This is a genomic window from Pseudophaeobacter profundi (assembly GCF_029697505.1).
Taxonomy (GTDB): Bacteria; Pseudomonadota; Alphaproteobacteria; order Rhodobacterales; family Rhodobacteraceae; genus Pseudophaeobacter; species Pseudophaeobacter profundi.
The window spans coordinates 57,835-83,725 of sequence record NZ_JARJEF010000014.1 but is presented as its reverse complement, the minus strand read 5'-3'; the positions used below and the strand labels follow the sequence as shown (position 1 = coordinate 83,725).

The following is a 25,891-nucleotide window of genomic DNA, read 5'->3' as shown; positions in this document are numbered from 1 at the left end:
GCTTCCTGCTCCTTGATCATTTGGATGATCTGTTCGTCCGTGAATCTCGTCTTCATTTGTCCGTCCTTCGGTTGGGCGGACTCTACACAAAACTGGAGGAAATTCAGGGGCTCAGGTCACAGCCTGAAACAACCCTAGACTAGCGAAAATGGGCTGTAAAAGCGTCGGCAATGGCTAACCGGGTTTGCGGCAGGACATTGGATACTTTTGAAGCGATCTAGGCGGGCGCAGGAAACGCAGCTATCATTTCTGGTGTTGTTCAAGCAACGCCAGAAATGGCTTGTCGCAACATCCAGAACATGCGCTGCAAGCGAAGCCTGAACAATGTCCCGACAGCAGAAATACGTTCACCAAAGCCTGCCAACCTTGGATGCCTTAGAATGCGCGGAATATGTACCAGGATGCTTGGGGGCATCATCAGAGCCCGGACAGCCCACTTGACCCGCGCACGCGGCGAGTTCCCGTTCACCCCAAATTGCTCTTCGGTTACCCGTTTCCACTTGCGTTGGAGTGCATCCCAATCTTGCCGGGAAGGATGGGAAACGCGAAGGGTTTCCTCATATTCCAACTTGAAACCTGCCGCGATCGCGCGATGACACCAATCCATGTCTTCTGACACACCAGTATGGAAGGGGCCGGTTTTCTCAAACACATCTCTGCGCGTCAGAAGATTGCCACTGCCCGAAAAATTCTCTTCTTCGATATAACGCTTGAAGTTGAAAGCAAACACCGTCTCAAAAGCTTCTGAGCCAGACCGGGGGGCCGGGGTCTCGTCAAATACGGCGACTTCGCCGCCGATCAAGTCCGTTCGCCCAATCAGGGCCATGGCCGTTGCAACCCAGTCTTCTGCAGGAACGCAATCAGCGTCGATGAACAAGAGATTCGGCGCCGAGGTCTCTGCGACCCCGCGGTTTCGTGCTTCTGCAGCACCTTTCTTGCTCTCAGATACAAGCCGCAAATCCGGCCAGTCTGATTTAAATGAACTCAGATCAACGGTCGAGGCATTGTCGACAACGATCAGTTCAATATGGGCGCCAATTTGCGGCATCAAATGTTCAAGACAGCGTTCAAGGCGGTCTAGATCATTGTAATGCGGGATAATTATTGCAAGTTCAGACATAAAATCACTTGAATCACTTAAAACCATTGGGAACACTAATGACCCAACACCAGTGAAAAGTCATCCCCGGATCACCGCGGATAGTGAAAACGGGTCAACCAATATAAAGGTATCCCGACCAGGCTGTAGATGGCCCCCCCTGGGGCATCACAAAGAGCCCGGTCGCAATGCAATTTAGTGGTACGCATGCCCCAAGACTGCTGCGACCCTGTGGCCTAGCCGCCGCGCGCTTTGAATGCAGCCGTAGATTAAAAAGCTGGCGGCAGGTGGAGATTTTCAACCACCGGCTTATAGCATCCGTTGAAAATACCGGTGGCACCTATGATCTTGGCCTTCCGGGAATTGCCATGTTGGTGGTTTGCCGTTAGAGAGCACTTGGACCCGTGGTGCATATCTGCCTTGTTCTTAACAGATGGTGTTCCCGTATCGTATGGATGTTCCATGAATTTTAGTTTTGATTTTTACCTTGAACACTTTGGGCTGAACAAGCGCCCCTTCACCCTGGTGCCTGACCCCGACTTCATATTTTGGTCTCGCATTCACAAAAAGGTCAGCGCTGTACTGGAGTACGGTATTATTTCACGGGCTCCGATCACGCTTGTTACAGGCGATGTCGGTTCGGGAAAGACGACTCTTCTTCGGGATCTTTTGCAGAAGATTGGCGATGATCTCCTTATCGGCTTTATTTCCAACTCGGTTGCGACCAACCGTACTGACTTGCTTCGTCTGGTTCTTACCGCGCTTGACCAGCCCTTTGAGGATAACGAATCCTATGCTGCGCTCAACCGGCGCTTCGAAGATTTCTTGGTCGAGCAATACGGCCAGGGGCGGCGGGTCATTCTCATTTTCGACGAGGCCCAGAACCTGGGGCGGGATTCGCTTGAACATCTTCGGATGCTTACCAATATCAATTTTGCAGATCACGAATTGATCCAGTTGGTTCTGGTTGGTCAGCCAGAACTGCGTGATATCGTCATGCAATCTGACATGACGCAGCTGGCCCAACGCATTTCAGCGAGCGTCTTTTTACCGCGTTTGAAAGAGACCGATATCGAGGCCTATATATCACACCGATTAGTCGTTTCTGGTACCAATAATCCTATTTTTCTTCCTGAGACCTTCCCATTGATCCTGCAGGCTACCGGTGGTGTCCCGAGGCTGATCAATCAACTTTGCGATTTTGCAATGCTCTATGCGTTCGAAGCCGACTCTCAGGTGGTGAATGCTGAAATGGTTCAGGACGTTCTAGATGAAAATTTATTCTTCTGCGCCGGACGCTCCCATCCTTTGCGGCTGGTTCAAACTGGTCAGGAAGATGCGACCCCAAAAGATCGCCTGCAAGGCGACGAAGCAAAATAAGGCTTTGCGATAATGGATATGCACTACTACTGGCGAGTTTTTCGCCGTCATCTGCCATATGTACTTATTCTAGCTGTTATCGGTGCAGGGGTTGGCGTCGCCATTGCCCTTGCTCTGCCGCCAGTCTATCGCGCAGAAGCCATATTGATCGTTGAATCAGAACAAATTCCGGATGAACTCGCGGCTTCGACTGTGAAGACCGGTGAAATCGAGGCGCTACAAATCATTCGCCAGCGGATATTGAGCCGCGAAATCCTGTTGGAACTGGCAAACGAACAGAAACTATTTACAGATGACCCCACCCTGTCTGCGGATGACAAGGTTAAGGATCTCCGGGAGCGGATCGATATTATAACGGCAGGGGGTAGCGGACGCGGGCCGCAAACCGCCACTATCGTGACCGTTGGCTTTCGGGATGCAATACCACAATTGAGCGCGCAGACTGCAAATGAGGTTGTGACGTTAATTCTGCAAGAAAACGTGCGGATGCGAACCAATGTTGCACGGCAGACGCAAGAATTTTTCACGCAGGAGGTCGATCGCCTTGAGCTGGCCCTGAGCGGCGTAAGCTCGCGCATTTTGAACTTTCAGGAAAACAACCTTGAAGCGCTTCCTGACAGTCTTGAATTCCGTCGCAGTCAACAGGCGGCAATTCAAGAACGGCTTTTGCAGCTGCGCCGCGAAAAGAACGCTCTTCAGGATCGTCGCGACCAATTGGTCACCCTGTTCGAAGCAACAGGACAAACCGGGCTAGAAACCCGCGGAGGCGTCACCACTCTGCCGCGTCAACGCGCGCGGCCGGAAGAGCAGCAATTGGCTGACCTGCGCCGTGAGTATGATCGCCTTTCGGCAACGCTTTCGCCCAGCAACCCGCGCATGGGTTTACTGTTATCCCAAATATCGGCTGCCGAAGCCGCCGTAGCGGCTTTGCCCGCTGAATCGGCACCTTTGGGAAGCACGGATGAGCGCTCGCTTGAGATGTCACTGTTTGACCTTAGGGTAGCCGACATCAATGCCCAAATCAGATATATTGAAGATCAAAGCAACGATGCCCAGGCGCGTATGGCGGCGATCTCCAAGACGATCGAGGAAACCCCAGGCAATGCCGTGACGCTTGCGACCATGGAACGCGACTATGAGAATTTGCAGGAACAGTACAATCTTGCAGTGGCAAACATGGCCCGGGCAGAAACAGGGAGCATGATTGAATCCCTGTCCCGAGGTCAGCGTATTTCCGTTGTTGAACCTGCGATTGCCCCAGAGCAGCCAAATAGCCCCAATCGCCCTCTCATTGCCGTTGGTGGCCTGATCGGTGGCCTGGCGACTGGTATTCTGATCTTTCTTGGTCTTGAGCTTACAAACACGTCGGTACGGCGCCCCCAGGACCTTGAACGCAAGCTACAGATCACTGCGTTTGAAACCATCCCCTATATGACGACGCATAGGGAAGTTCACTTCAAGCGTGTATCCATGCTGGTTACTCTCGGCGTCCTTTTCGTCGGGGTCCCCTTGGCACTCTGGTATGTTGACCAAAATATTTCGCCACTTCAGCCCCTCTTCGAACGTATTCTCGAAAAAGCGGGTCTTGGGAAATTTCTTTAAGTAAGGAGAGGAATGTCGATGGAACGTCTACAAACGGCAATCTCTAAGGCCCGCGCAAAACAGGGTCAGAACCACACCTCTCGGACAACCGTCAACCTGCAGGCGCACGCGCAGCCACTGGGAGCCGAGCAATGGCAAGAGTTGCCAGAGATTGCCCTGTCAAAACCCGCTTTGCAGCGCAATCGCATCGTGGCGATGGATGCCACACCAGAGGCGACGCCCTTTGACATGCTACGCACAAAGACCCTTCGGACGATGCAGGAAAACGGTTGGCGGCGGCTGGCGATTACCTCGCCAACGGCGTCATGCGGCAAAAGCACGATCTCTTTGAACCTGGCATTTTCCGTGGCACGGCAATCAAATACCCGGGCGATCGGTATTGAACTGGACATGCGCCAGCCCAACCAGAACCGCCTGCTGGGGGTGAAAAATCCGCGTAGTAACAAATGCTCAGTTGGCGACCTTCTTACCGGTGATGCAATGTTTGGCGATCTTGCGGTCAAACTGCAGGACAAGCTGGCCCTGGTTACAAATGATGGCCCCGTGAGCAATGCTTCGGACGTCTTGCTAAGCGAAACAGTTGGTCAGGTCCTAGACAATATCGAAGCACAGTACCAGCCTGAGATCATGATCTTCGATATGCCCCCGCTGTTGGTCAATGATGATGCAATGGCCTTTATGCGCTATGTGGATTGCGCCTTGATCATTGCCGCTGCTGGTCACAGCACAATTGCCGAAATCGACCGTTGTGAACGAGATCTTGCCTCACAGACCAATGTGTTGGGCGTCGTCCTCAACAAATGCGAATTTACTGCGTCGGGCTACGGCGGCTACGGAAACTACGGTTATTAACGGCAGCAAGGTTTTCTCTCAGCTCAAGTTGGCAATGTGTAATTCGACGGGAGTCTTCTCTGTCTATTTAACTATTGGGTTTTGGGATGGCGATCCATATAGCGTTCAAAGACTTTCTGCATCGCTTCGCGAAGTGCCAGGTTCGATGCAAATTATGTAATACCGAGCGTTTATGGACGCCGCCTGAATATTTTTTATCCCGAGTTAAATCGACGCCTGACGCTGAATAGCAGTGTTGACGTCAGGCTTTTCGCCGCGATCGGTGATCTTACCCCAGTTGGTGGTCATGATGTTTGACCTGATTATCTTGGCTGGATTTCCCGCAACAATCGACCTGGAAGGAACATCCTTGGTCACAACAGCTCCGGCAGCAACGACACTGTGATCGCCAATACTTATGCCTGGCAGGATCATGCTACGCGCCCCGATCTGGCAATATTTACCGATATGAGTATTGGCATGTTTACCTGCAACGTGGTCATGCGAAAGAACAACAGCACCAAAGGAAATAGCTGATCCCTCGTCGATGTGAATGCCACGGGGGTAGGTGCGATCAAGTGTGGCTTTCAGCGATATCAGCGTAAAAGGATGGATGTTCATCTTCCACACTTTAACGAGATACTGGCGACGAATTAATAAAAGTGCATCGCGAAGACGCGTGCGAACAGTCGGCAAAAGCCCGTATTTCCGCGCAGCCTGCATAAAGGTATCAGGGTGCTTTCCTGTATATCTAAATTTCATCGCTTATGAATCCTCCTAATGTGGTTCAACCTGCTTTAATCTTCGCCCTGGGTTGTGAACAACCATATATATGCATGGATTTACGTAATACTTTGAAGTAGAGGTAAGCTTCCCAGAAGGACTACCCGTATCATATTCTAACAGGGCTCCAAGAAAACATGGAAATTTCAAGACTCGGCGTTGTTATTGTCACGTATAATGCGGCTGACGAAATTCTAGACTGTCTGGAAAGCCTGCTGGCCGCGACCGACATCCTGCTTGAAATCGCTGTAGTTGACAATGCTTCGACAGACGACACGGTCGCACGGATCACGTCTTGGGCCACAGGGGCCGATCCCTATGTCTGCCCCGATGACAGCCCAGTGCAAAACACGGCCTTTCCCAAGCCAGTTTCGATACACAGCCCCGATACACCACTCAGCAGCGAGACACACCATATCACACTGATAAAAACCGGTATCAACTCTGGCTTTGCAGGGGGGGTGAATCGCGGGCTGGCTCATCTTGCCGGGCGCAATAATATCGACAGATTCTGGATATTGAACCCCGACAGCGTAGTGACTCCGCAAACGCCGGGCGCCTTCGCCAAGCAAGCCGTCCAGTCAGGCTGGGCTCTTATGGCGGGACGGCTATTCTACTACGACAGACCAGATGTAATCCAAAACGACGGTGGTACGATTAATCGGTTAACGGGGGTGACAAGCAACCTTAACCTGTTCGCCAACGCCGCCAACACCCCGGCGCCAGCGGTGGAACGGATGCAATTCGTCTCTGGGGCAAGCATGGTCGCCAGTAGGGAATTCTACGAAGCTGCCGGACCTATGGATGAAAGCTATTTCCTCTACTACGAAGAGGTCGATTGGGCGCTAAGACGCGGCGCATTGCAACTTGTGAGTTGCCCCGACGCGATCGTCTATCACAAGGCGGGTACCGCCATTGGGTCGCCGACTTTAGGCCGCCCTGCCTCTCCGTTTTCACTTTACTTCAAGCATCGGGCGAGGTTGCGATTTATTAAACGTTTCTACCCGCTTAGCACCCCATTTGCCTGGGCGTTCACACTCGCCAAGGCCGCGCAACTTGCACTGAAGGGCTTCACGCCGGAAGCCGTTGCAATTCTCAAAGGAGGCTTTGAGACCTCCCCCGCCGCTTCTGTGCGCGACAGGCTTGATACCGAAGCTGCAAACTTAGCTTTCTCCAAAAACCGCCCCCGCTAGCGCGTTAGCGCCCGAAAACTACCTGTGTCGATGCCAGGTTTTACCACGCGCTATCCCCTACCATCGACGGTCATCAAAGCCCCCTTCCCCATGTTTCGGGCGCAATTACAACTTCGACATGCGGCAAAGCGTCCGCCCATCTCAGGCCTTTGCAACATTGTCTTGTAGTGAATGCCCACAACTGTAGCCTTGCTAAAGCATACCGCTAGGGAAAGGGGGCTTTGATGACCGACGCGTGTATTTTTTGCAGAATTGCCAATGCCGAGTTGTCCGCACACAAGATTTTTGAGGACGATCTGGTGCTTGCGTTCCTTGATCTTCACCCGATCCGCGAAGGTCACACCCTGATCATCCCCAAGCAGCACTATCCTTGGTTCGAAGATTTGCCAGACAGGACCGCAGCGCGCGTAATGACCCTGGGGCAAAAGCTGGCGCGCGCGATGAAATGTGAATGGGGCGTAGAACGGGTTTCATTCTTTTACACTGGCATCCACGTGCCACACGCCCATGCCCATATCGTGCCGATGTTTCACCGCCACGATGTAACCTCGGCGCGCTATATTGAAGACGGGGTCGAGGAGTTTTCTCTGCCTTCAAGCCCTGGCGGCAAAGCGCTTTCCCAGACAGCTGACCGGATCCGGACCCAGCTGGCAGCGGAGGAGTGAACGGCGAGGTTTGTGATCTGCAGTGATCAGGCCTGTTTGAGTCTTTCAGGTCTACAGAAGCGCGAAAGGCGCCGCACTAAGTGCGACGCCTTTCAACTATTAGAACTACTGAAGACGCTTACGCTTCTTTGCGGCGACGAACCAGTGCCAGGCCACCGATTGCTGTCAGCATCAGGGCAGCAGCAGCAGGAACTGGAACAGCAGCCAGGGAGAAGCCGAAGCTACCAGAGGTCGACGCGACATAGTTTACAACCAGTTGAACAGAATCACCAAAGCCAACAGCTGTACCAAAATCGCCGCTGGGCATTGCTGTGCCGTCAACGGTAACGGAAATAGTTTCGCCGCTGTTGAACAGGGTGCTAAATCCAAGGCGAAGCGAGGAGGCAATGTCATTGACCAGTGTCAAAGTAAAGCTACCGCTTTCTGGGGCCGAGGTGAAGAACAGGCCAACATTCTGTGTCATGTCAGAGAAGTTGACGGTGTCGCCGTTAGCTGCACCTGTCGCTGTCAGGGCAGACGCTGACATCGGGGCAAGGGTCGCAGCAGCAACGGCACCGATCTTTTTCAAAGTTTTAATCACTTTACCATCCTTAAAATCATAATATTGGCGCGCTTCACGCTATCGCCCACCCAAGGTAACCACCCAACTTGATTCGATGTGGGCAGCGTAGATAGATAGAATTTAACTTAATTCAAAAGAGCTAGCAACCAAAGGTTAACGCCAACAACGATATTCATCGGCAAAAATCGCGTTTCAAAGGGGTTTGTCGGTTTTTTGGGCGAAATTCGCGCCAAGAAGGATTAACCAAACCTCTGACTATCATTCAGGAATGTAGCGTGGCAGCAGCTTCAATGCTGGAAGCATAAGAGCCTCCAGGCGGTCGGCTGCCTGCTGTTCCGTCTCATCATGGCTAATTCTAGTCACGAACCGAACCATGGCACCATCGCTACGACCGCGGATAAGCGTATCCTTTACAACAGAGAGCTTGGCAGTCACGTCATTTGTCATACGAACCCCGCGCTGTTCAAACCAATAGTAAACCAACTGCCGGTCGAGCCCTTTTTCAACCACGGCCCGATTAACAGAAAAGGTCTTATACACGGTATCCGGCATAGACACTTGGTGTTGCTCCAGAGAGTAGATTTCCCAGCCGCCATTTGGCAAACAGACTTCAGGAGAATGGATCCCCTCCCCTTCGGTTTGCGTGTGATACCAAGCGGCGAAGAACTCGACCGGCGCGCTTTGTCCGGGTTGGGTATAGGCTGCATTAATATAGTCAGTTGCGCCCAGAACTTCTTCGATGTCGGGATCCAGACTTTCCGTAAAGCCAGACCAACCATCAACTCGAAGCGGGAACAACGCAAATGTATCCCGGGTTGGACTTTGGGAATCCGAGGGCGAAATGAATACGAAGGCCGAAGAAATCAGCAGGCTGCAGGTCAGAGCCAGAACAAAACTGCGATTTGCGGCTATTGCAAAAGCTTTCGAAGCTTGGCTGCCAAGCCCTTCAAAGTCCATGTCGATCACTTCGGACAGGCTCTTCTTTGATCCGCTAAACCGTTGCAGAAGAACCGCAGTCAGGAACAGCAACCCGACACAAGCGCCAAAAATGACCCACCCTTCAAAGAAGTGCAGAAACCCGTCAGCCTGCTCAATCCCATATGAATTGACCAAGACGCCAATAATACCAATGCGAAAGGCATTCATAAAGACAGTCAATGGCGCTGCTAAGGCAAAAATCAGCACTTTGTGCCAGTAGGGCCCACGATAAAGAATCGCCGTTAGATATGAAAAGCTGAGGATGGGGAACAGGTAGCGAAGCCCAGAGCAGGCCTCGGCCACCTGCAATTTGTAAGGACCCAGATCGATGATATTGCCATCCAAGTAGACCGGAACCGCCGCAAGTTTGATAAACCAAACGCCCAATTCAGAGGAAATTCCCTGCAGGAAGATTGTCAGTTTCCAGTAGAGAATTTGCGGCAAGGGCAGCATGAAAATCAGATGCAGAACCGGCATCTGATGGCGCCGACCTTCGGCCCAGCCAAAGCACAGCAAAACCACACCGCCAACCCAGATGACCATCGCATAAGAAACAAGGTCAGGGACATAAGCGAGATTGCCAAGAATCCCAAACAACAGCGCTGCGACAATCACATAAATCCCTGGCCGTCGATCTACCAGAGTGCCAGCAGGCAAAGGCTGCTTGTCACGCAGCTCGCGGAGAAAGAGGTATAGGGAGATCAGTGGGATCAGTGGGCCGTGACTGTATTCGGGTGTGACCCAAACCTCAGCCAAAGAGACCATGGCCATCCAGAAGATCGGCAGGCTGACAACGAAAAGCAGGACAAGAAAGATACCCCCTGGCTGTAGCCTATTTCCTGAGGCCTCGGCAGGCACGGAAATTGAGCGTGCAGTCGTCATCGTAATCATCCAAAATAGTGAGGGATACCTAGGCAGGCCTAAAGAACTAAACTTTCAGTACGATGCGGAAAACAGACTATAGTTTCCCGCCCCATGCCCGTTTCAGGGAAAAGAAAACAGAGTCAGATGACGCCGATTGCAAACCGATTTCATCGCGCGTGGTATGGCCGACACCAACATTGAGGTTCCAGTTTTTGGTCAACTTATGGTCCACAGTTACGCTGACCCCGTATTCTTGGTAGTCCCCCCCGGTTCCGGAAATTGCATCACGGTCCAGGTAGCGCAGATCAATGCCTAGGCCAGTCATGGGGCCAAGCGACATATTATAACCAAGGCTCCCAAGAGTGCGGATAACAACAGCACCGTCATCTGCATCGCTGACCTGTCGATTCAGGGTGGCGCGGACTTGGCTCTGTGGTGCCAGTTCGTAGCGATAGTCGAGCCGACCGACCCAATATGTGCTAGAGTTATCTCCGAACGTCGCGCCCAGATCATAAGAAATACGCCCGCGTTCATCAAAATTATAGGTCTGGCCCAGTGTCAAGGATGTTCGGTCCTGCGACGTGTCTGGCGATTCAAAAGAAAGCGATCCTCGAAGTTCCCCGGTCGGGCGGGCGTGGGATATCCCGAAGCTCGCGCTATCGGTGCGCCTTCTGCTGCTGCCTTCTTCCTGGCTTTGGCTAAAGCCAAAACGAGAAGTCAAGGTGGTTACTTGGGTAAGGTCAAACCGGGCTTTCAACGCAGCATCGGCACGATCGACGTCGACATAGGTCGAGCCGACAGACAGATTACTATAGCGAATTGCGCTGGTGCCAAATTCAGCCCCCCAGCCAAACCGCCGGTCTTCCATGAAGTCAGCCGAGAGGCGAAGGGAACCAACAGTGCGGTTTCCGGTGCCATTCAGGATGTTGATGTCGTCGTCTTCATCAAGGTCATAGGACCGAAGATATTTCAGGTCGCGATATGTGATCGAACCTGTCGCGGACAGCCGTGTCCCAGGTGCACGATGGACATAGCTGACAGATGCACTGGTTTCATCAAAATCAATGTCATCTGAACCTTCGGAGAGTGGAACCCGCAACGCAGAGCCAAGGTCGAACGTAAATTCATCGCGCCGCGTTTTGCTTGAATACTGATAGGCGAACCTGGAAACGGACAGCGTTTCCGTATCGTCGCCGCCCGGTGTCAAGTCTGGGTTTCGCACCACCTCAAGCGATTGGTCGAATACAAAGCGCGTTGTCTGGCCGCCCGCTTCCTGGCCGGTGGCAGGAAAAGCCAGCGCCCCGGCGCTGAACGCCAAAACTGATCCAAAGTGTTTCATGTCGACCTTATGATTACTCAAACAACCGACGCGTCGGCACGACGAGCACATCGCCACCCAGAACCTTGCTTGTTCCAACATCGCTTTGGCCAGCCAAAACGCGTTCATAGTTGAAGTTGTAAACGGTTTCGCCGCCATCTGTGATACGGCGCAGTTGGATCCGCTTCGACGCGGCAAAATCTGTTACGCCACCGGCAAGAGCCAAAGCCTGCAACAGCGTGGTGTTGCGGTCTACATCGACATAGCCGGGCTTGTTGACCTCACCAATCACGTAGACCTTCCGCGACACGGTCCCGCCGCTGGCCCGCTTCAGCTGCCGCAAAGAGACCAGAACATTTGGTGCTTTTGCAAAATTCGGCGCCAAAGCAGAAGAAAGGCGTCTGCCGGCATCCCCAAGAGTGCTGTTGCCAACGGAAACGGTCCCGACCAGTGGGACAGAAATGCGGCCATCTGGCCCCACCAAGACATCACGATTGATTGTCTCATCTTCGAGCACTTCAACGCGCAGCGTATCACCTGGACGGATTTTGTAATCAGCAGCGGAAGCTGCAGTCACCATGAAGGCCATGCAGGTCACTGCGATCAAAGCAACCCAAAGACCTAGTTTGTTTATGCTTTTCGTCATAAAAAGTTCTCCAATAATTCTGGCACCCGCCGGAGATAAAATGTTGTCGCTAGGCCTACATTCCTTTGGTCGACCGAGCAATATATGATTCAATTTTAATCACCTGTCCGTGCCTAGATTAACACAATCCCTTGAAAGCCTACCCAGACAATTCTTCCCGAAGTTTGACTGCTCTTGAATACTGGGGAACCGTTTCATCCTCTTTTGCAAGCGCGAAACCGCGCGCCAACTCGGCTTTTGCATCTTCCTTGCGGCCAGCCTGTGCATAGGCATGGGCAAGGTTGAACGCCACTGTTGGATTGCTTGGCAGGCCACGTACAGCGGCCTGCAGGTTCAAGATTGCAGTGTCGGTTTCTCCGTTCAGAAGCTGCACCCAGCCCAGCGTATCAAGCTGTGCCGGATTTTTGCTGCCGTTCAAACGTTGCGCAATGGAATAGGCTCTTTTGATGTCAGCAGGATCGCTGCGATGCGTTGCCAACATACTCGCGAGATTGTTGGCCAGCACAACACTGGTTGGATTTGCTGCGTAAAGGTCTTCATATATCGCGATCGCGCCTTCGCCATCCATGGATCTTTCAAGCTCAATCGCTTTCATCTGCAGAAGATCCGCATTTTCAGGTTGTCGGCTCAAGGATCTGGCCAAAATATCATCCGCGTCTTGAGATCTGTCTGCAGAATTCAAAGCAGAGTGCAGTCGGCGAATAACTCGGACACTGTCCGGGTTGCTTTCATAGATCGCTTGGTAGGTCGCAATGGCTTTTTCAGGCGCGCCTTCCAAAGTGTATAGATTACCTTCCAACAATCTTAGGGCGATATTGTCGGGGGAATTTTCAAGCAGTTCTTCCAACTGCGTCCGTGCTGCCTCCAGCCGACCTGATATCATCTGCACCCGCAGAATTTTAAGCATCGCCGCGATCTGGCTGTTTTCGTCACCGGTCTTGGCGTTCTGGCGCAGGAAGGCGAACCCTTCGTCGATCCTGTTTTGATTAAAAAGAAGAGCCGCTTGCAAATCTTGCGCGATCCGCGCCGCGCTGGGGTTGCCACTGTCAGAGAGCAAAGTCAGAACATTCTGCACGCCCTCAAAATCGCCCTGCATCAACAGAACCTGCCCCAGCATCTGGGCAACTTCCAGGTTTCCAGAAGATCGAAGAGAATCCGTCAACACACGTTCCGCCGCAGAAAGGTTTTGACGTTCAATCTGAAACTTACCAAAAACCAGTGCTTCGCGCGCACCAGCATTGGTCACTTCAACCGCCTGAGCAAGCCTCTGTCCTGCGAGTTCAATATTACCCATTTTCTGTTGGGCATCGGCCAGCAAGAGCAGCGTATCAGCATTCCGCGGCATTTGATCCAGCGCCCGGCGAAGGTTGGTGATGGCTGCAGAAAAATCATCGCTGCGGATTTGCCATGCCGCACGGGCAATCAGGCCTTCAACGTTGCCCGTATCGTTTTCAAGCACTTCATCAACCAAACGAATGGCGGCGTCATTGTTCCCAGTGGCAACCTCCATGCGGGACAGTTCCATTCGGGCGGTATTTTTCAGGCCCATGTCCTGTGCCTCTTCAATGATACGTCGCACCGCAGCGATGGCTTCGTCTTTGGCGCCTTGTTGAAACCGCAGTGTTTCGCCGCGAAGACGGTAGTTCAACGCAAGCTCAGAGCCGTCATTGGTTCTTGCCAACCGAGACAGCTCTTGGGTTGCAGCATCGACACCTTTGACTTGATATAGAAGTTCGACTACGGCGATATGACCTGCCACGTCGGCATCGTCCGGGCCGGCGCGTTCACGCAGGAAGGCCTCCAAAGAGTCAAAATCTTTTTGGCTGCGATACCACCAGGCCATCTGATCCACGATCTGCTCGTCTTCCGGAAAAAGCCTATACAGTTCCTGGATTTTTTGACCGGCTTCTTCTGTTTGCCCGGCGCGGGTCAAGATTCCCAAACGGGCCAAGTGGATCGGCTTGGACTCTGGGTGAAGAACAATCAGTCGATCCAGATATGGAATTGCCCGCATCGGGTCCGGGCTGCTGGCATGCCAATCCGTCAGAATCCGCAACGCCGTTGAAAGTTCAGGATCCTCTTTCAGAAGGGCTTCGACCTCTGTCACAACCTTGCCGGCTGCTACATTATCTTGCGACAGCCGGGCTTCGCGATAGGCGATAAATGCGCCAATTGCCTGATGTTCCAGAACCTCGGGCGCAAGCTCGATAGTGGCTTTGCCATGCCGTGTAACCTCGTCGTAATTGCCGAGGTCCATTGCAATCTCGGCAAGCAAACGACGCACTGCAACAGTGTCAGGATACTGTTCGACCAACCGAAGATATTGCCCATAGGCTTCTTGGACTTCGCCGCGCTCCAGCACCAGATCCGCATAGAGACGTCGGGCCTCTTTATGTCGGCCGTTATTATCAAAGACATTGCGCAGCTCAACCAGTGCGCGCTCCACGTCTCCTGAATCAAGCAGGACCAAGGCCGATTGATAATAGGTTTCGGCGCGTTCCTCTTTCGTCTGACAGGCTGTCAAGAATGCGAGCAGGATAAACGGGAAAAAGAATTTTCTAATAATATACATCAAATTTCCAAGAATCATTCACGTTTGGCTTTTATCGCATAATAGACAGCAGGTCACGTTAACGATTAGTCTCTGCAAGCGTTCGAGGCTCCCAAAGATCCCATGCGATTTTGCGATTGTTCAGCACTTGGGCGACTGGGGCTGCAACCAGCAGGAGCAATCCCAATCTGCACAGGCATCAAAGCAATCTCGCGCCAATCATCCGATATGGCGGGCAATAATTTTCAGGATCTGGTCCGCAGTATCGGCATTGATTGCCCTGCCCTTCAGGTCAATCCGCAGCCCGTCAGACGACACCTCGGCACTCAGCGCACCGCCCTTGGGCAGGTCGCGGGCGGGAAGATGCGTGATTTCCTGCGGCCGCCCGCCGCGCGATTTGTCCCGTGGTGTATCTGTGGCCACCTTCACAGCACTTTGCAGCGCAGCCCATTCCGATTTGGCATCCAAAGCAGCCTCGGCCAGTGCAGCGCGCAACCGCCCCTGCCCTCCGTCACGCAACACCGTTGCCAGGGCCAGTCCGGCCTTTTCCGTCAGCTCCGTTGGGAACTGCAACAGATCGCCAAGCGCTTCGTGGACCTTCGCGAAACTGCGGACTTTGGATCGCTTTGCCTTGGACGCGGTACCAAACAGCGCATCGACTGCGGCCTCGACGTTGGGAAAGACCCCCTGCCCTACTGCCAGCACGGCGATCCGTCCGCGCTCATAATGGCTAAGATTGGCACGCACTTCGTTTTCTTCGACCATCGAGACATAGGCCTCTTGCCCGGCATCCGCTGCCCGCACAAAAGCAGGGATCTCGGCAAACTGCGCCTCTTGCGCAGCCAGCCGCCGGAAGGCTCGCAACCGGCGAAACCCGGAGATCAGCCCGTAGCCCTGTGCTGTTTTGGAAACCTCAATGGGCGCACGCAGACCATTTGCTGCGATCGAAGCCTCCAGTTCCGCCATCGCCTCTTCATCATCGACCAGCCGGTCACGCCGGATAAAATCCTGATCAATGGCATCAATAGCCAGCATCTGAACAATCAGCCCACCTTGCTCGGCGTCGCGCCAGCGGGCAGCATCGCCCTGGTCGCGCGCCAGTGCCACGCGGTCAGTCACGCCTGCCATGCTGTTCAAAGTGGCGGCCTCGGCTGCGACCTGCGCAATGGGCGGCACAGCCGATTTGGTTTCAAACGGGTTGGCCGAAGGTTTCGCCGCGAAACCCTCCTCCAGTTCCTGCAACGCATTGGCGTCCGGGGCGATCAATCGCTTGCGTTTAGCCATTCTGTTCATCTCCCATATTTGCATCGCGCCACCAGCAACCAATCAGCAGCTCTTTGAATTCGGCATAGGTGCGATCGAAGGTCTCGCGACCGCGCACATATGTGTCTCGGTTGAAATCACGATAGTCTGCCTCATAGATACCGTTCACCTGCTCTCCCGCCTGGCCGACCAATGCTGTGTAATCTTGCCGGTATGCATTCATGAAATCTCCAAAATAGGCTTGAATTACATTGGCCATATCAGTCTGCTGGCTGGCATCAAAGCGAGTGACGATAGCCCGTACTACATCCCATTCGAACTTGATTTCTGGTAAACCCGCCGCACGCTGCGCCGAATTCTCACCGTCTTCAATTGAGGCAAAGGTGGTGTAGAGCATATCAAAGAAACGACCTGTGGAGTCGAATTCCAAATAGGACGCCCCCAGCGGAACCAACAGAATATCTGCGGCGGCCAGCGCATTGATGGTCAAGTAGCCAAGCGCCGGAGGCGTATCGAGAAAGATTACATCGTATTCTTTGAGGATGTTTTCATTCTCTAGAAAGTTTGTCAGCCCGTCCCAAAGCGGCCAGCTGCGTAGCCCCATGCGCCAAACCGGGATCTGGAATTCAGCCCAATAAAGATTGAGCTGGGCGCCGATGAGATCAATATTGGGCCAGTGGGTTTTCTGGATGATATCCTCTGGCGTGGTCTTCAATGCCTCTTGCAGGGTTTCATCCAGTGGGATCTCTGGTTGTCCTGAAGCAGTTCGAATCTCGTTCTCGGTGGTCACCGCCTTGGCGTAATCCTTGGCAATCAGGGGAAAGACGGTTTGCCATTCGTCGGCCACTTTGCCGCCCATGATCGATGTCATTGACCCCTGGCTATCAAGGTCAATGACCAGCACCTTATATCCATCCAGCGCCGCCGACATCGCAAGATGAGCGGCAGTTGAGGTCTTACCGACCCCCCCTTTGAAATTGGCAACGGAAACGACTTTGGCTGGTAGACCTTTGGGCCGATAGGGAAGGTATTCTTTAGTGCTGACGCCTTCACTGGCAAAATATTGCCGCAGCAAAAGCACCTCTTCAAGCGTGAACCACTTTGAGCCCCCTTCGCCTTCACCCTGTGGCAGATCGGAATTGGCCTTGAGCACACGACGCAGATGCGCAGGCGCAATGGGGATAAGATATTTTGTGATTTCCCAGGTTGAGAACTTGCGCAGTCGCTTTTGTCCATCAGGCGCGTATCCGCGCCGAGCCAGATCTTCCCGTCCCTTACCGCAAAAGGCCGCAGCCTTTGCAAAGCGCGCGGTACCAATAGGATCTGGTAGTTTTTTAGCTGCAGCCTCTGGGTCAAGATTGAGGTATGGCGGCAGGGCAGGAGAGGGGGGTTTGCTCATATGGTTGCCTCGTATCATGTTCGCCTTTTAGGCGTATATCGGGGAAACTACAGGACATCCTATGTTCAATCCAGCATAGTACTGCGTTTTTATGCAGCTTGTGACCAAATGCGTAGGTTTCGCCGCGAAACCTCTTAAAAACAGAATATTGACGACAACATAGGTTTATTTCTTTTAGGGATTTTAGAATCTTTGTGACAAGAAAAGCATTTATATACAGCGTCTTATACAGTATCGGGTACCCATTAGCAGGCTAAAAGGTACCTCTTTGCAGGATGGAAGGTGCCTGAATACAGGGGCAGGGGGACCCAAGGGCAGGATCTATGGCACCGATTCTCGGGAAGCCATTGTGGCCCATTTCAGGCCCTTCCAGTGGTCGTTAGGCTCGAATATGACTCTGTCGATGGTGAAATGCAGCGTGGATTGAGCGGGCAGCGGTGCGAATCTGGTCCTTGGTTCTGCTGGGTTTTGTTGGTTGGGGTTGTTGGGTCGCTCCTGTATCTGGGTACCTTTGGATTTCTAGCTAGGGAACCTTTGTGTGATTGATAGTTGGGTACCTTATATGGCATGATATTGAAAAAAACGAGCGGGCAAATGAGATGAGCGATTCCCAGATCGACATGGAATCCCTCTCCGGCGCATTGCGGAGAGAGACGGTCAAAAAGAATGTGGCCGCGATCCATATCAGTGGAAAGCTCAGCCTGCTGCAGCGTAAACTGTCCAATGTGCTGCTGCTCAATGCCTACGACGCCTTGACCACAGCCCAGAGCCATACAATTGATGCCCGCACCTTGGCGACCATTGTTGGTTATAATTCCAACGATTTTGACACCCTGCGGGCCAGTTTGCGGGCACTGGCGGAAACTGTGGCGGAATGGGATATGCTGGACGACAAGGGCCGCCAGGAATGGGGAGTTTCTTCGTTGCTGTCCTTTGCCAAGCTGAAGAACGGTGTCTGCGAATACGCCTATTCTCCGGCCCTGGCACAGAAATTGCATGACCCAAAGATATATGCGTTGATCAACGTACACATTCAGCGCAACTTCAGCTCGGGCCATGGGCTGGCGCTTTATGAAAACTGCTATCGGTTTGTCCGCACACGGTCGACCGGCTGGTGGAGCCTTGAGACATTTCGCAAGTTGATGGGGGTGGATGGTTCCAGCTACTATGAAAGCTTCAAGCATCTGAACGCCAAGATCATTAAACCAGCGGTGGCCGAGGTCAACAAAAGTTCGGATATCATTATCACACCTGAGTTCCAGAAAAAGGGCAGGGCGGTCACTGGGATACGCTTCGTGATCAAGTCGAACCCGCAGATGGCAATGTTCCAGATCGATGACAGCGACGGAATGCGTAACCTGGCGGTCTACAAGGCGTTGCGCGGGCAGGGGGTTTCTGATCGTCTCGCCCGCCAATGGATCACGGAACACGGCGAAAACTATGTGACGCAGAAACTTGCCTTGATGGAGGAGCAGGACAAAATCACCAGTTCAGTCGGCTATCTGTCTGCCGCCCTGCGCGATGACTACCAGCCGAAACAGACGCCAGCCAAGCCCGCACCAAGCCCCGAAGCTATCGAAGCTGCGCGCCGAAGGGCACAAGAACGGGCTGCCGAAGACGCTGAATTTGCCGCGCGCCAGGCGGAACGGGCAGGGCGTGCACGGCGGCTTGATCTGGTGGAGGAGCTGGTTTCGCGGCGAAACCCAACCCAGCGGGATGCCGACAAGCAGTTGTTCATGGCCGGACTGGAGGACGACCTAGAACGCGAGAATTTTCGGACACATGGCTGGCGTTCGGCTTTGAATGCATCAGCGATCATCGCGTTTTGGCAAGACATGGAGCCTGAGTCTTTTGAAGATGATTTCGGCGATCCAACGCGCTTAGATCCGCTTGGGGGATGAGCTGAAGAATCTATTGTTGATCGGGTACGTGACTAGGGTTCAATACGCGATTTTGGCCGCCCAGTTCTGTATTACAACAGGCCCCAGCTTTACGAAGCTGGGGCCTGTTGTGAGCTATGGCTCGCTGCAAATAGCGAGCGTAAATGAATGCCTTGGTTAAGTCTGACGCCACCTACGCGGCCTAACCAGCATCACCAAAGCAATCAACAATCCCCAAATTGCAGCAGGCAGCGGCACTGGCGCAAGCGTGGAGGTGCCGGGGGGGGCTGGCGCTGGTGAAGGTGTTGAAGTGGTTGTCGGGAAGAAGGGTGTTCCTAGGGTCACTGGTGGTCTTGCAACCGTGATGCCACCGCCTGCTGGGCCGCCGCCACCGCCACCCGCCGGAGGGGCTGCAAACGCAGTCGTTAACGGCAATGCCAAGCCGTTGGAACCGGCAGGATCGAACACGTTGGTAACACCATAGAGCAAGGCCAACTCTTCAGGGCTCAGGTTGGAAAAGGCCGGGCAGGCCTGTGCGAAAGGAGCACAAGATCCGGCTATATTGCCATTATCGGCGATTGAAAGATTGGGTAGCGGATGTCTTTCGACATTCTGTAGAACTTCGCCCAATTCGCGCATTTCGTAGGTCGGGTTTGGGCCGCCAAGAGGTTTCAACAATACTAGGTTAACCCCTCCAGATGCGGATACCCCATAGGCCGCGATTTCGCCAGTAGGGCTGATCGCGCCGGCCCGGACAAGGTGAAATCCCTCTGGCGCGGGTTCTGCCAACCGGGAATTCAGATTAATACCTTCGCCTCCCCCGGCAGGCCAGATATAAGCAGCTTGGGGTCCGGTTCCGGCGGCGCCCACTACATCACCTCGCGTATTCACGCCATGTGCTTCGGTCGAAGCACCATCTGACACCTGCAACAGACGCGGAGCTTGGCCAAGGCTGCCAATGCGATCAATGAAACCAAACTGCTTGCCCTGGTGTCTTGCCTGTCCAATCAGGTTTCCATTGGGGGAGAGTTTGTGCACGGATGCTGCAGATGCGGCATCAATTTCGCCGATCAGTTCGATCGGCTGACCCGGTGTCCAGGAAAACAGCACAGTCTGACTTTTTCCCGCAATAACCTGGGTGCCGACGCCCAGGATATGACCGGTGTCAGAGACCATATGCGCCTCGTTCAAGACCAAACCTTCTGGCAAGTCATCGATCAGCGTGTTGAGATCCAATGCTTCGCCATTGATCCAGACAAGAGCACGTGCATCCTGTTGAGTGCCGCGTGACCCTACCAAGGTTTTCCCGTCGACCCCAACGGCCAGAACGCTGTCGCTATTCTCACCCTCACTTGGGATGATCGAAAGGCCACCCTCAGGGTCCCATTGGAACGGAGAGTTGAGGCCGCGTCCAACCAAGAGCCCGACAAGACGGTTGTTGGAACCAATAGAGGTGGCTTGCCCCGAAATCACGCCCCGTGGAAGCGTCCCGAGATCCTGAAACTTGGCTTCAGGAGACCAGAAAAAGGGCCGCAGTGCGGACAAGGCGCGGACTTGTTCACTGGTAATTTCTTGCTGAGGACCCAAAACTGCAGGAAGTGTCGCAGAGCTTGCAGGAAGTGCAGAAATGCAGATCGCCCCCAGAACTGCTGCACTTTTCTTGACCGAACTCAACTGAAACATGAAAAACATTATAGGCTCTCTAGAATCAAAAGGCATAAATTTATAAAATTTTATATCGTTTTTTATCAAAAGGCACCAGCCGCGAGAACAAGAGGGTTAATTTTTCAGCACTGTAGGATTTATGCCCCGTTTCCCGACTTGAGCGTTAGCCGCTGACTTTATCATGCAGTCAGCAGATGTTCCAGATACCTGCCATAGTCGTTCTTGGCAAAGAGCTGTGCGCGGGCCTGCAGCTGGTCCCGGTCGATCCAGCCCTGTTCATAGGCGATCTCTTCCGGGCAGCCGGTCTGCAGCCCCTGGCGATCCTGCAGGGTGCGAACAAAATTGCCCGCCTCCAGCAGCGATCCATGGGTGCCGGTGTCAAGCCAGGCATAGCCGCGCCCCATGGTTTCAACCCGCAGCGCGCCCTCATCCAGATACATCTGCAACAGATCGGTGATTTCCAGCTCGCCACGGGGGCTGGGCGTTACCGCCCGCGCCCGCGCAGGCGCGGATCCATCCAGGAAATACAGCCCGGTCACCGCGTAATTCGACGGCGCCACTTCGGGCTTTTCAATGATCTGACGGGCCCGGCCGGCCGCATCAAAATCCACCACTCCGTAGCGTTCCGGATCAGCCACGTGATAGCCAAAGACACTGCCGCCTGCGGGCTGCTGATCCGCCGCTGCCAGCAGCTTTGGCAGACCATGGCCAAAGAAGATATTATCCCCCAGCACCAGGGCCGAGGGCGCGCCCGCCAGAAAGTCTTCGGCCAGAATGAAGGCCTGCGCCAGACCATCGGGGCTGGGCTGCACCACATAGGTCAGATCGACCCCCCACTGGCTGCCATCGCCCAGGGTGCGCTTGAACTGCTCCTGGTCCTGCGGCGTGGTGATCACGCAGATCTCACGGATCCCCGCCAGCATCAGCACCGAGAGCGGATAATAGATCATCGGTTTGTCATAGATCGGCAACAGCTGCTTGGAGACACCCATGGTGATGGGATACAGCCGGGTGCCCGAGCCGCCCGCCAGAATAATACCTTTTCGTGCCGTCATGGCCTCGCTCCCAAATCGTGCAAAATATCTGCCAGCCCAACCCGCCAATCGGGCTGCGCAATGTTAAAAACAGTCTCTAATGTGGTGCAATCCAGCCTTGAATTCAGCGGCCGGGGCGCCGGGGTTGGATAATCCGAGCTCGGGATGCCTGCAACCTCGCAGGCAATATTGCCCTGGGCAAAGATCTCAGCCGCAAAACCGGCCCAACTGACCTCGGGCGCGGCCTGCAGATGATAGGTGCCGGATTTGCCCGGATCCGCCCGCAGCTGGCGCGCGACCTCCAGACAGGCCGCTGCAATGTCGCGCGCCGGGGTCGGCGCGCCGATCTGATCGGCGACAATACTCAGCTGATCGCGCTCTGCCCCCAGGCGCAGCATGGTTTTGACAAAGTTGGTGCCATGGGACGACACCACCCAGGATGTGCGCAAAATGGCAGTGACCCCGCCGGCCGCCCGCACCGCCGCTTCCCCGGCCAGCTTGGAACGGCCATAGGCATTCACCGGCGCGGTCGCATCCCCCGGCTGCCAGGGGGTGTCGCCGCTGCCGTCAAAGACATAATCGGTCGAGATATAGACCAGCGGCAGCCCACGGGCCGCGCAGGCCTGCGCGATGGCCCCCGGTGTTGCGCCATTGATGGTTGTGGCCAGGCTCTCTTCGCTCTCGGCCCTGTCGACCGCCGTATAGGCGGCGGCAATGATCACCGCATCAATGCCCGCCGCGCCCGCGACCTGCGCCGCCGCCGCTGCCGGGTCGCTGAACTCTGCCTGATCCCGCCCCAGACAGGTCACCCCCTCCAGTCGCGCCAGCTCCTGGGCCAACTGACCGGTCTTTCCAAACACCAGAATGTTCATGTCCTGCGCCCTGTTTTCATCTTGCTGCAAATACCTCCGCCGGAGGCCGGCTTTCCAGCCTGGAAAGCCGTTACTGTCCCGTCCCCAGCCGCTGTCCGACGCCGTCACGGCTCTGCAGCGCGCGCCACCAGCGCTCATTCTCCAGATACCATTGCACGGTTTTTGCCAGACCTTCCTCAACCGTCACACTTGGCCGCCAGCCCAGCTCGGCGCGGATGCGCGAGGGATCAATCGCATAGCGCGCGTCATGGCCGGGGCGATCCGTGACAAAGGTGATTTGCGTGGCATAGGACTGCCCATCGCCGCGCGGGCGTTTCTCATCCAGAATGGCGCAGAGATGCTGCACCAGTTCCAAGTTGGAACATTCATTCTCGCCGCCGATATTATAGCTGCGTCCCAGCTGGCCCTTTTGCAGCACCAGCAAAAGCGCATCGGCGTGATCTTCCACATAGAGCCAGTCGCGCACGTTTGATCCATCGCCATAGATCGGCAGCGGTTTGCCCGCCAGCGCGTTCAGGATCACCACCGGCACCAGCTTTTCCGGGAAATGGAACGGACCATAGTTGTTGGAACAATTGGTCAGCACCACCGGCAGCCCATAGGTCTCGGCCCAGGCGCGCACCAGATGGTCAGAGGCCGCCTTGCTGGCGGAATAGGGCGAGCGCGGATCGTAAGCCGTCTCTTCGGTGAACTGCACGCCTGGGTCGCTGGGCAGCGAGCCATAGACCTCATCGGTCGAGATATGATGAAAGCGAAACGCCTCTGGGCGGCCTGCCTCAACCCAGTATTTGCGCGCCGCCTCCAGCATATTGAAGGTGCCGGTGATATTGGTCTCGATGAAATCGCCGGGGCCGTCGATCGAACGATCCACATGGCTCTCGGCGGCCAGATGCATCACCGCATCCGGGGCATAGGCGGCAAAGATCCGCTCCAGCGCTGCGCGGTCGCGAATGTCCGCCTGCTCAAAGGCATAATTGGGGCTCTCCGCCACCGCAGCCACATTCTCCAGACAGGCGGCATAGGTCAGCGCATCCAGATTGACCACCTGATGGCCATCGCCAATGGCGCGCCGCACCACGGCAGATCCGATAAAGCCGGCCCCGCCGGTCACCAGAAGCTTCATGCCGGTTCTCCTTGCCAGGTGAAGGGGGTGTCAAACGCGGCCAGTGCCGGGGCGGCGGCGTCCTTGTCGGACAGCAGTGGCGCGCCGTCAAATCCCCAGTCAACGCCACAGCTGTCCCAGGCCACGGCCCCATCGCAGTCGGGCGCGTAATAGTCGCTGCACTTATAAAGAATTTCGGTCTCGGGCGCGCGGGTGATGAACCCATGCAGAAAGCCCGCAGGCACCAGCAGCTGCTTGCCGTTCTCGGCGCTCAGCTCGATGCCGAACCATTTGCCATATGTCGGCGATCCCCGCCGGATATCCACCGCCACATCAAACAGGGCCCCGCGGCCACAGCGCACCAGCTTGGCCTGGGCATGGGGCGGCGCCTGATAATGCAGCCCCCGCAGAGTGCCCACCTGCATCGACAGCGAATGATTGTCCTGCACAAAATCCAGATCGATCCCCAGCTCGGCCAGCCGCTGCCGGTTCCAGCATTCGCTGAAAAAACCACGTGCATCACCAAAACGCTGCGGCATCAAAACCAGAAGACCCGGCAAACCCGTCTCTTCAACCTGCATCATGTATCCCCTCTTGTTATCCGGCACCCAGATCTGATGGTCTCTTCCTTGCCGCACCCTTGCGCTATGGGCAAGAGAGAGCTGGCGCAAAATCAAAAGCAAGCGGCAGATGCGACTGTCTTGCAAGCACCTTTCCCCTGCGCCAGCCCCAAGCCCCCAGAGAGCCCCCCCAAGCCAGGCAGCATCTTGCGCCCCCGGACATTCCCCGGCAAGCATGGGGGCAACACAGCGGCCAGGATCCAGCCCCCCAAACGACAGAGCCCGTTCATGAAACTTCTTTTTGTCCATCAGAACATGCCCGGCCAATACCGAGAGCTGATCGCCTGGCTGGTCCAGCAGGGCGGCCATGAGATCAGTTTCCTCACCCAACGTACCGGACTGGTGCTTCCTGGGGTCAGAACCGTCAGCTACCGTGCGCATCACCAGCCAGGGCCGCAGGCCTATGGGCTGTCGAAAGATTGGGAAGCCGCCGCAGGTACCGGGCTGGGCGTGGCCATGGCGGCCCGCCAGCTGCAGCGCAATGAGGGCTACAGGCCCGACATCATCATTGGCCATACCGGCTGGGGGGAATTGCTGTTCCTGAAAGAGGTCTGGGCAGATGTGCCGGTGATCGGCTTCTTTGAATATTTCTACCGCACCCAGGGCGGGCTGGTGGGCTTTGACCCGGAAACCCCGGTGAATGATCAGGCGGGTTTCTTTGCCCAGGCCCGCAATACCGTCCCCTATGCCAGCATCGAATCAGTGGATCAGGGCCATACCCCCACCTTCTGGCAGCGCGACCGGTTTCCAACCTCGTTCCATGACCGCATGTATACCTGCCATGATGGTATTCGCTGCGACCGGCTGCGCCCCGATGCAGGCGCCTCAATTGGGCTGGGACGGCTGGACCGCCCCCTGACCCGCGCGGATGAGGTGGTGACCTATGTGGCCCGCAACATGGAACGCGCCCGCGGCTTTCACATCATGATGCGCGCCCTGCCGCAGATCCAGGCGGCACGACCTCAGGCCCGGATCCTGATGATTGGCGGCAATGACACCTCTTACGGGGCAGAGAGCAGCCACCCCAAGGGGCTGCGCGGCGAGATGGAGGCAGAACTCGGCGATAGCGTCGACTGGAACCGGGTGCATTTCCTCGGTAAGGTGCCCTATGATGATCTCTGCCGTATCATCCGCATCAGCCGCTGCCATATTTATCTGACCATGCCCTTTGTGCTCAGCTGGTCGCTGCTCGAAGCGATGTCGATGCAGGCCACGGTGGTGGCAGCGGATGTGGCCCCCGTGCGCGAAGCCGTCACCCATGGGAAAACCGGCATGCTGGTAGATTTCTTTGACCCAGCCGCCCTCGCCGACCAGGTTGTCGATGTCTTGGCCAATCCAAAAGCCTACGCCGCCCTTGGTCCTGCAGCGCGCGCCCATATCTTGCAGCACTACGATTTTCTCAGCCGCTGCCTGCCAGAGCATATCGCCCAGATCAACGCGCTGGTGCCACACGCCAAACACATAGACATATAAAGCCAAATGTTTCGCGTGCGAAACATTTGGCGGCCTCCGGCGGGGATACTTACGGCCAAATGAAGCAAACGATCATTTCATTTGGCTCTAAATATCCTGGGGGTGAGCGCC

General features: G+C 55.0%; 21 protein-coding genes. 7 read left to right on the top strand and 14 right to left on the bottom strand.

Translation table 11 applies throughout. The features are described 5' to 3' along the window. Positions 1–259: 259 nt before the first annotated feature. Entirely contained in the window at positions 260–1,120 is an 861-nt protein-coding gene (locus P2081_RS17920) for a glycosyltransferase family 2 protein (protein WP_278924237.1), read from the bottom strand. Between the two features lie 441 nt (positions 1,121–1,561). Here P2081_RS17920 and P2081_RS17915 point away from each other — a divergent pair, with 441 nt between their 5' ends. The 3 genes from P2081_RS17915 to P2081_RS17905 are packed head-to-tail and all read left to right on the top strand — an operon-like array spanning position 1,562 to position 4,933. After that, complete coding sequence (locus P2081_RS17915; RefSeq protein ID WP_278924236.1) at positions 1,562–2,479, top strand: ExeA family protein; 918 nt, start codon at positions 1,562–1,564, stop codon at positions 2,477–2,479. Between the two features lie 12 nt (positions 2,480–2,491). After that, positions 2,492–4,081 carry a GumC family protein gene (locus tag P2081_RS17910; protein ID WP_278924235.1) on the top strand — a complete coding sequence of 530 codons (1,590 nt, stop codon included), beginning with the start codon at positions 2,492–2,494 and terminating at the stop codon, positions 4,079–4,081. Between the two features lie 18 nt (positions 4,082–4,099). Continuing rightward, positions 4,100–4,933: a CpsD/CapB family tyrosine-protein kinase gene (locus tag P2081_RS17905; RefSeq protein WP_278924234.1), complete on the top strand. Its 834-nt coding sequence runs from the start codon at positions 4,100–4,102 to the stop codon at positions 4,931–4,933. A 204-nt stretch (positions 4,934–5,137) separates the two neighbouring features. Here P2081_RS17905 and P2081_RS17900 read toward each other — a convergent pair whose 3' ends face one another. Further along, positions 5,138–5,674 carry an acyltransferase gene (locus P2081_RS17900; RefSeq protein WP_278924233.1) on the bottom strand — a complete coding sequence of 179 codons (537 nt, stop codon included), beginning with the start codon at positions 5,672–5,674 and terminating at the stop codon, positions 5,138–5,140. A 158-nt stretch (positions 5,675–5,832) separates the two neighbouring features. On the opposite strand from P2081_RS17900, the gene P2081_RS17895 reads away from it, so the two are divergent. Beyond that, on the top strand, positions 5,833–6,888 hold the full coding sequence (locus tag P2081_RS17895; protein ID WP_278924232.1) for a glycosyltransferase family 2 protein: 1,056 nt from the start codon (positions 5,833–5,835) through the stop codon (positions 6,886–6,888). Positions 6,889–7,112: 224 nt separating this feature from the next. Beyond that, the gene (locus P2081_RS17890) at positions 7,113–7,553 is read left to right on the top strand and encodes an HIT family protein (protein ID WP_278924231.1); all 441 of its coding nucleotides are present in this window, start codon (positions 7,113–7,115) and stop codon (positions 7,551–7,553) included. A gap of 118 nt (positions 7,554–7,671) precedes the next feature. Here the strand turns inward: P2081_RS17890 and P2081_RS17885 are convergent, their stop codons facing one another. The 7 genes from P2081_RS17885 to P2081_RS17855 all read right to left on the bottom strand — a co-directional run bounded on the left by P2081_RS17885 (position 7,672) and on the right by P2081_RS17855 (position 17,134). Further along, on the bottom strand, positions 7,672–8,133 hold the full coding sequence (locus P2081_RS17885; RefSeq protein WP_278924230.1) for a VPLPA-CTERM sorting domain-containing protein: 462 nt from the start codon (positions 8,131–8,133) through the stop codon (positions 7,672–7,674). Positions 8,134–8,373: 240 nt separating this feature from the next. After that, positions 8,374–9,975 (bottom strand): VPLPA-CTERM-specific exosortase XrtD, encoded by a 1,602-nt coding sequence (xrtD, locus tag P2081_RS17880; protein WP_278924229.1) that lies wholly within the window; start codon positions 9,973–9,975, stop codon positions 8,374–8,376. A gap of 76 nt (positions 9,976–10,051) precedes the next feature. Next, complete coding sequence (locus tag P2081_RS17875; RefSeq protein WP_278924228.1) at positions 10,052–11,296, bottom strand: LPS-assembly protein LptD; 1,245 nt, start codon at positions 11,294–11,296, stop codon at positions 10,052–10,054. A 13-nt stretch (positions 11,297–11,309) separates the two neighbouring features. Next, a complete protein-coding gene (locus P2081_RS17870; protein ID WP_278924227.1) occupies positions 11,310–12,014 on the bottom strand; it encodes a polysaccharide biosynthesis/export family protein in 705 nt (234 codons plus the stop codon). A 46-nt stretch (positions 12,015–12,060) separates the two neighbouring features. Next, positions 12,061–14,493, bottom strand: a complete 2,433-nt coding sequence (locus P2081_RS17865; RefSeq protein WP_278924226.1) for a tetratricopeptide repeat protein — start codon at positions 14,491–14,493, stop codon at positions 12,061–12,063. Between the two features lie 198 nt (positions 14,494–14,691). Beyond that, positions 14,692–15,756, bottom strand: coding sequence for a ParB/RepB/Spo0J family partition protein (locus P2081_RS17860; protein ID WP_278924225.1), 1,065 nt, complete (start codon positions 15,754–15,756; stop codon positions 14,692–14,694). Then, the gene (locus P2081_RS17855) at positions 15,749–17,134 is read right to left on the bottom strand and encodes an AAA family ATPase (RefSeq protein ID WP_278924224.1); all 1,386 of its coding nucleotides are present in this window, start codon (positions 17,132–17,134) and stop codon (positions 15,749–15,751) included. Before P2081_RS17855 ends, P2081_RS17860 begins: the two co-directional genes overlap by 8 nt. A 599-nt stretch (positions 17,135–17,733) precedes the next feature. Here P2081_RS17855 and P2081_RS17850 point away from each other — a divergent pair. Further along, on the top strand, positions 17,734–19,035 hold the full coding sequence (locus P2081_RS17850) for a replication initiation protein (protein WP_278924223.1): 1,302 nt from the start codon (positions 17,734–17,736) through the stop codon (positions 19,033–19,035). Between the two features lie 156 nt (positions 19,036–19,191). Here the strand turns inward: P2081_RS17850 and P2081_RS17845 are convergent, their stop codons facing one another. The 5 genes from P2081_RS17845 to rfbC all read right to left on the bottom strand — a co-directional run bounded on the left by P2081_RS17845 (position 19,192) and on the right by rfbC (position 24,268). Further along, positions 19,192–20,766, bottom strand: a complete 1,575-nt coding sequence (locus P2081_RS17845; RefSeq protein WP_278924222.1) for a hypothetical protein — start codon at positions 20,764–20,766, stop codon at positions 19,192–19,194. A gap of 92 nt (positions 20,767–20,858) precedes the next feature. Continuing rightward, positions 20,859–21,734, bottom strand: a complete 876-nt coding sequence (rfbA, locus tag P2081_RS17840) for a glucose-1-phosphate thymidylyltransferase RfbA (protein ID WP_278924221.1) — start codon at positions 21,732–21,734, stop codon at positions 20,859–20,861. Next, positions 21,731–22,585, bottom strand: coding sequence for a dTDP-4-dehydrorhamnose reductase (rfbD, locus tag P2081_RS17835; protein WP_278924194.1), 855 nt, complete (start codon positions 22,583–22,585; stop codon positions 21,731–21,733). The genes rfbA and rfbD overlap by 4 nt, the downstream gene beginning before the upstream one ends. 70 nt (positions 22,586–22,655) lie before the next feature. Then, positions 22,656–23,708 (bottom strand): dTDP-glucose 4,6-dehydratase, encoded by a 1,053-nt coding sequence (rfbB, locus tag P2081_RS17830; RefSeq protein ID WP_278924220.1) that lies wholly within the window; start codon positions 23,706–23,708, stop codon positions 22,656–22,658. Further along, on the bottom strand, positions 23,705–24,268 hold the full coding sequence (gene rfbC, locus P2081_RS17825) for a dTDP-4-dehydrorhamnose 3,5-epimerase (RefSeq protein WP_278924239.1): 564 nt from the start codon (positions 24,266–24,268) through the stop codon (positions 23,705–23,707). Before rfbC ends, rfbB begins: the two co-directional genes overlap by 4 nt. A gap of 267 nt (positions 24,269–24,535) precedes the next feature. On the opposite strand from rfbC, the gene P2081_RS17820 reads away from it, so the two are divergent. Then, positions 24,536–25,780, top strand: coding sequence for a glycosyltransferase family 4 protein (locus tag P2081_RS17820; RefSeq protein WP_278924219.1), 1,245 nt, complete (start codon positions 24,536–24,538; stop codon positions 25,778–25,780). Positions 25,781–25,891 lie beyond the last annotated feature (111 nt).

What these genes read in the sequence shown, in the direction of transcription:
- P2081_RS17920 (WP_278924237.1), bottom strand. Translation starts at nt 1,120, where the DNA reads ATGTCTGAACTTGCAATAATTATCCCGCATTACAATGATCTAGACCGC.
- P2081_RS17915 (WP_278924236.1), top strand. Translation starts at nt 1,562, where the DNA reads ATGAATTTTAGTTTTGATTTTTACCTTGAACACTTTGGGCTGAACAAG.
- P2081_RS17910 (WP_278924235.1), top strand. Translation starts at nt 2,492, where the DNA reads ATGGATATGCACTACTACTGGCGAGTTTTTCGCCGTCATCTGCCATAT.
- P2081_RS17905 (WP_278924234.1), top strand. Translation starts at nt 4,100, where the DNA reads ATGGAACGTCTACAAACGGCAATCTCTAAGGCCCGCGCAAAACAGGGT.
- P2081_RS17900 (WP_278924233.1), bottom strand. Translation starts at nt 5,674, where the DNA reads ATGAAATTTAGATATACAGGAAAGCACCCTGATACCTTTATGCAGGCT.
- P2081_RS17895 (WP_278924232.1), top strand. Translation starts at nt 5,833, where the DNA reads ATGGAAATTTCAAGACTCGGCGTTGTTATTGTCACGTATAATGCGGCT.
- P2081_RS17890 (WP_278924231.1), top strand. Translation starts at nt 7,113, where the DNA reads ATGACCGACGCGTGTATTTTTTGCAGAATTGCCAATGCCGAGTTGTCC.
- xrtD (WP_278924229.1), bottom strand. Translation starts at nt 9,975, where the DNA reads ATGACGACTGCACGCTCAATTTCCGTGCCTGCCGAGGCCTCAGGAAAT.
- P2081_RS17875 (WP_278924228.1), bottom strand. Translation starts at nt 11,296, where the DNA reads ATGAAACACTTTGGATCAGTTTTGGCGTTCAGCGCCGGGGCGCTGGCT.
- P2081_RS17865 (WP_278924226.1), bottom strand. Translation starts at nt 14,493, where the DNA reads ATGTATATTATTAGAAAATTCTTTTTCCCGTTTATCCTGCTCGCATTC.
- P2081_RS17860 (WP_278924225.1), bottom strand. Translation starts at nt 15,756, where the DNA reads ATGGCTAAACGCAAGCGATTGATCGCCCCGGACGCCAATGCGTTGCAG.
- P2081_RS17855 (WP_278924224.1), bottom strand. Translation starts at nt 17,134, where the DNA reads ATGAGCAAACCCCCCTCTCCTGCCCTGCCGCCATACCTCAATCTTGAC.
- P2081_RS17850 (WP_278924223.1), top strand. Translation starts at nt 17,734, where the DNA reads ATGAGCGATTCCCAGATCGACATGGAATCCCTCTCCGGCGCATTGCGG.
- rfbA (WP_278924221.1), bottom strand. Translation starts at nt 21,734, where the DNA reads ATGACGGCACGAAAAGGTATTATTCTGGCGGGCGGCTCGGGCACCCGG.
- rfbD (WP_278924194.1), bottom strand. Translation starts at nt 22,585, where the DNA reads ATGAACATTCTGGTGTTTGGAAAGACCGGTCAGTTGGCCCAGGAGCTG.
- rfbB (WP_278924220.1), bottom strand. Translation starts at nt 23,708, where the DNA reads ATGAAGCTTCTGGTGACCGGCGGGGCCGGCTTTATCGGATCTGCCGTG.
- rfbC (WP_278924239.1), bottom strand. Translation starts at nt 24,268, where the DNA reads ATGCAGGTTGAAGAGACGGGTTTGCCGGGTCTTCTGGTTTTGATGCCG.
- P2081_RS17820 (WP_278924219.1), top strand. Translation starts at nt 24,536, where the DNA reads ATGAAACTTCTTTTTGTCCATCAGAACATGCCCGGCCAATACCGAGAG.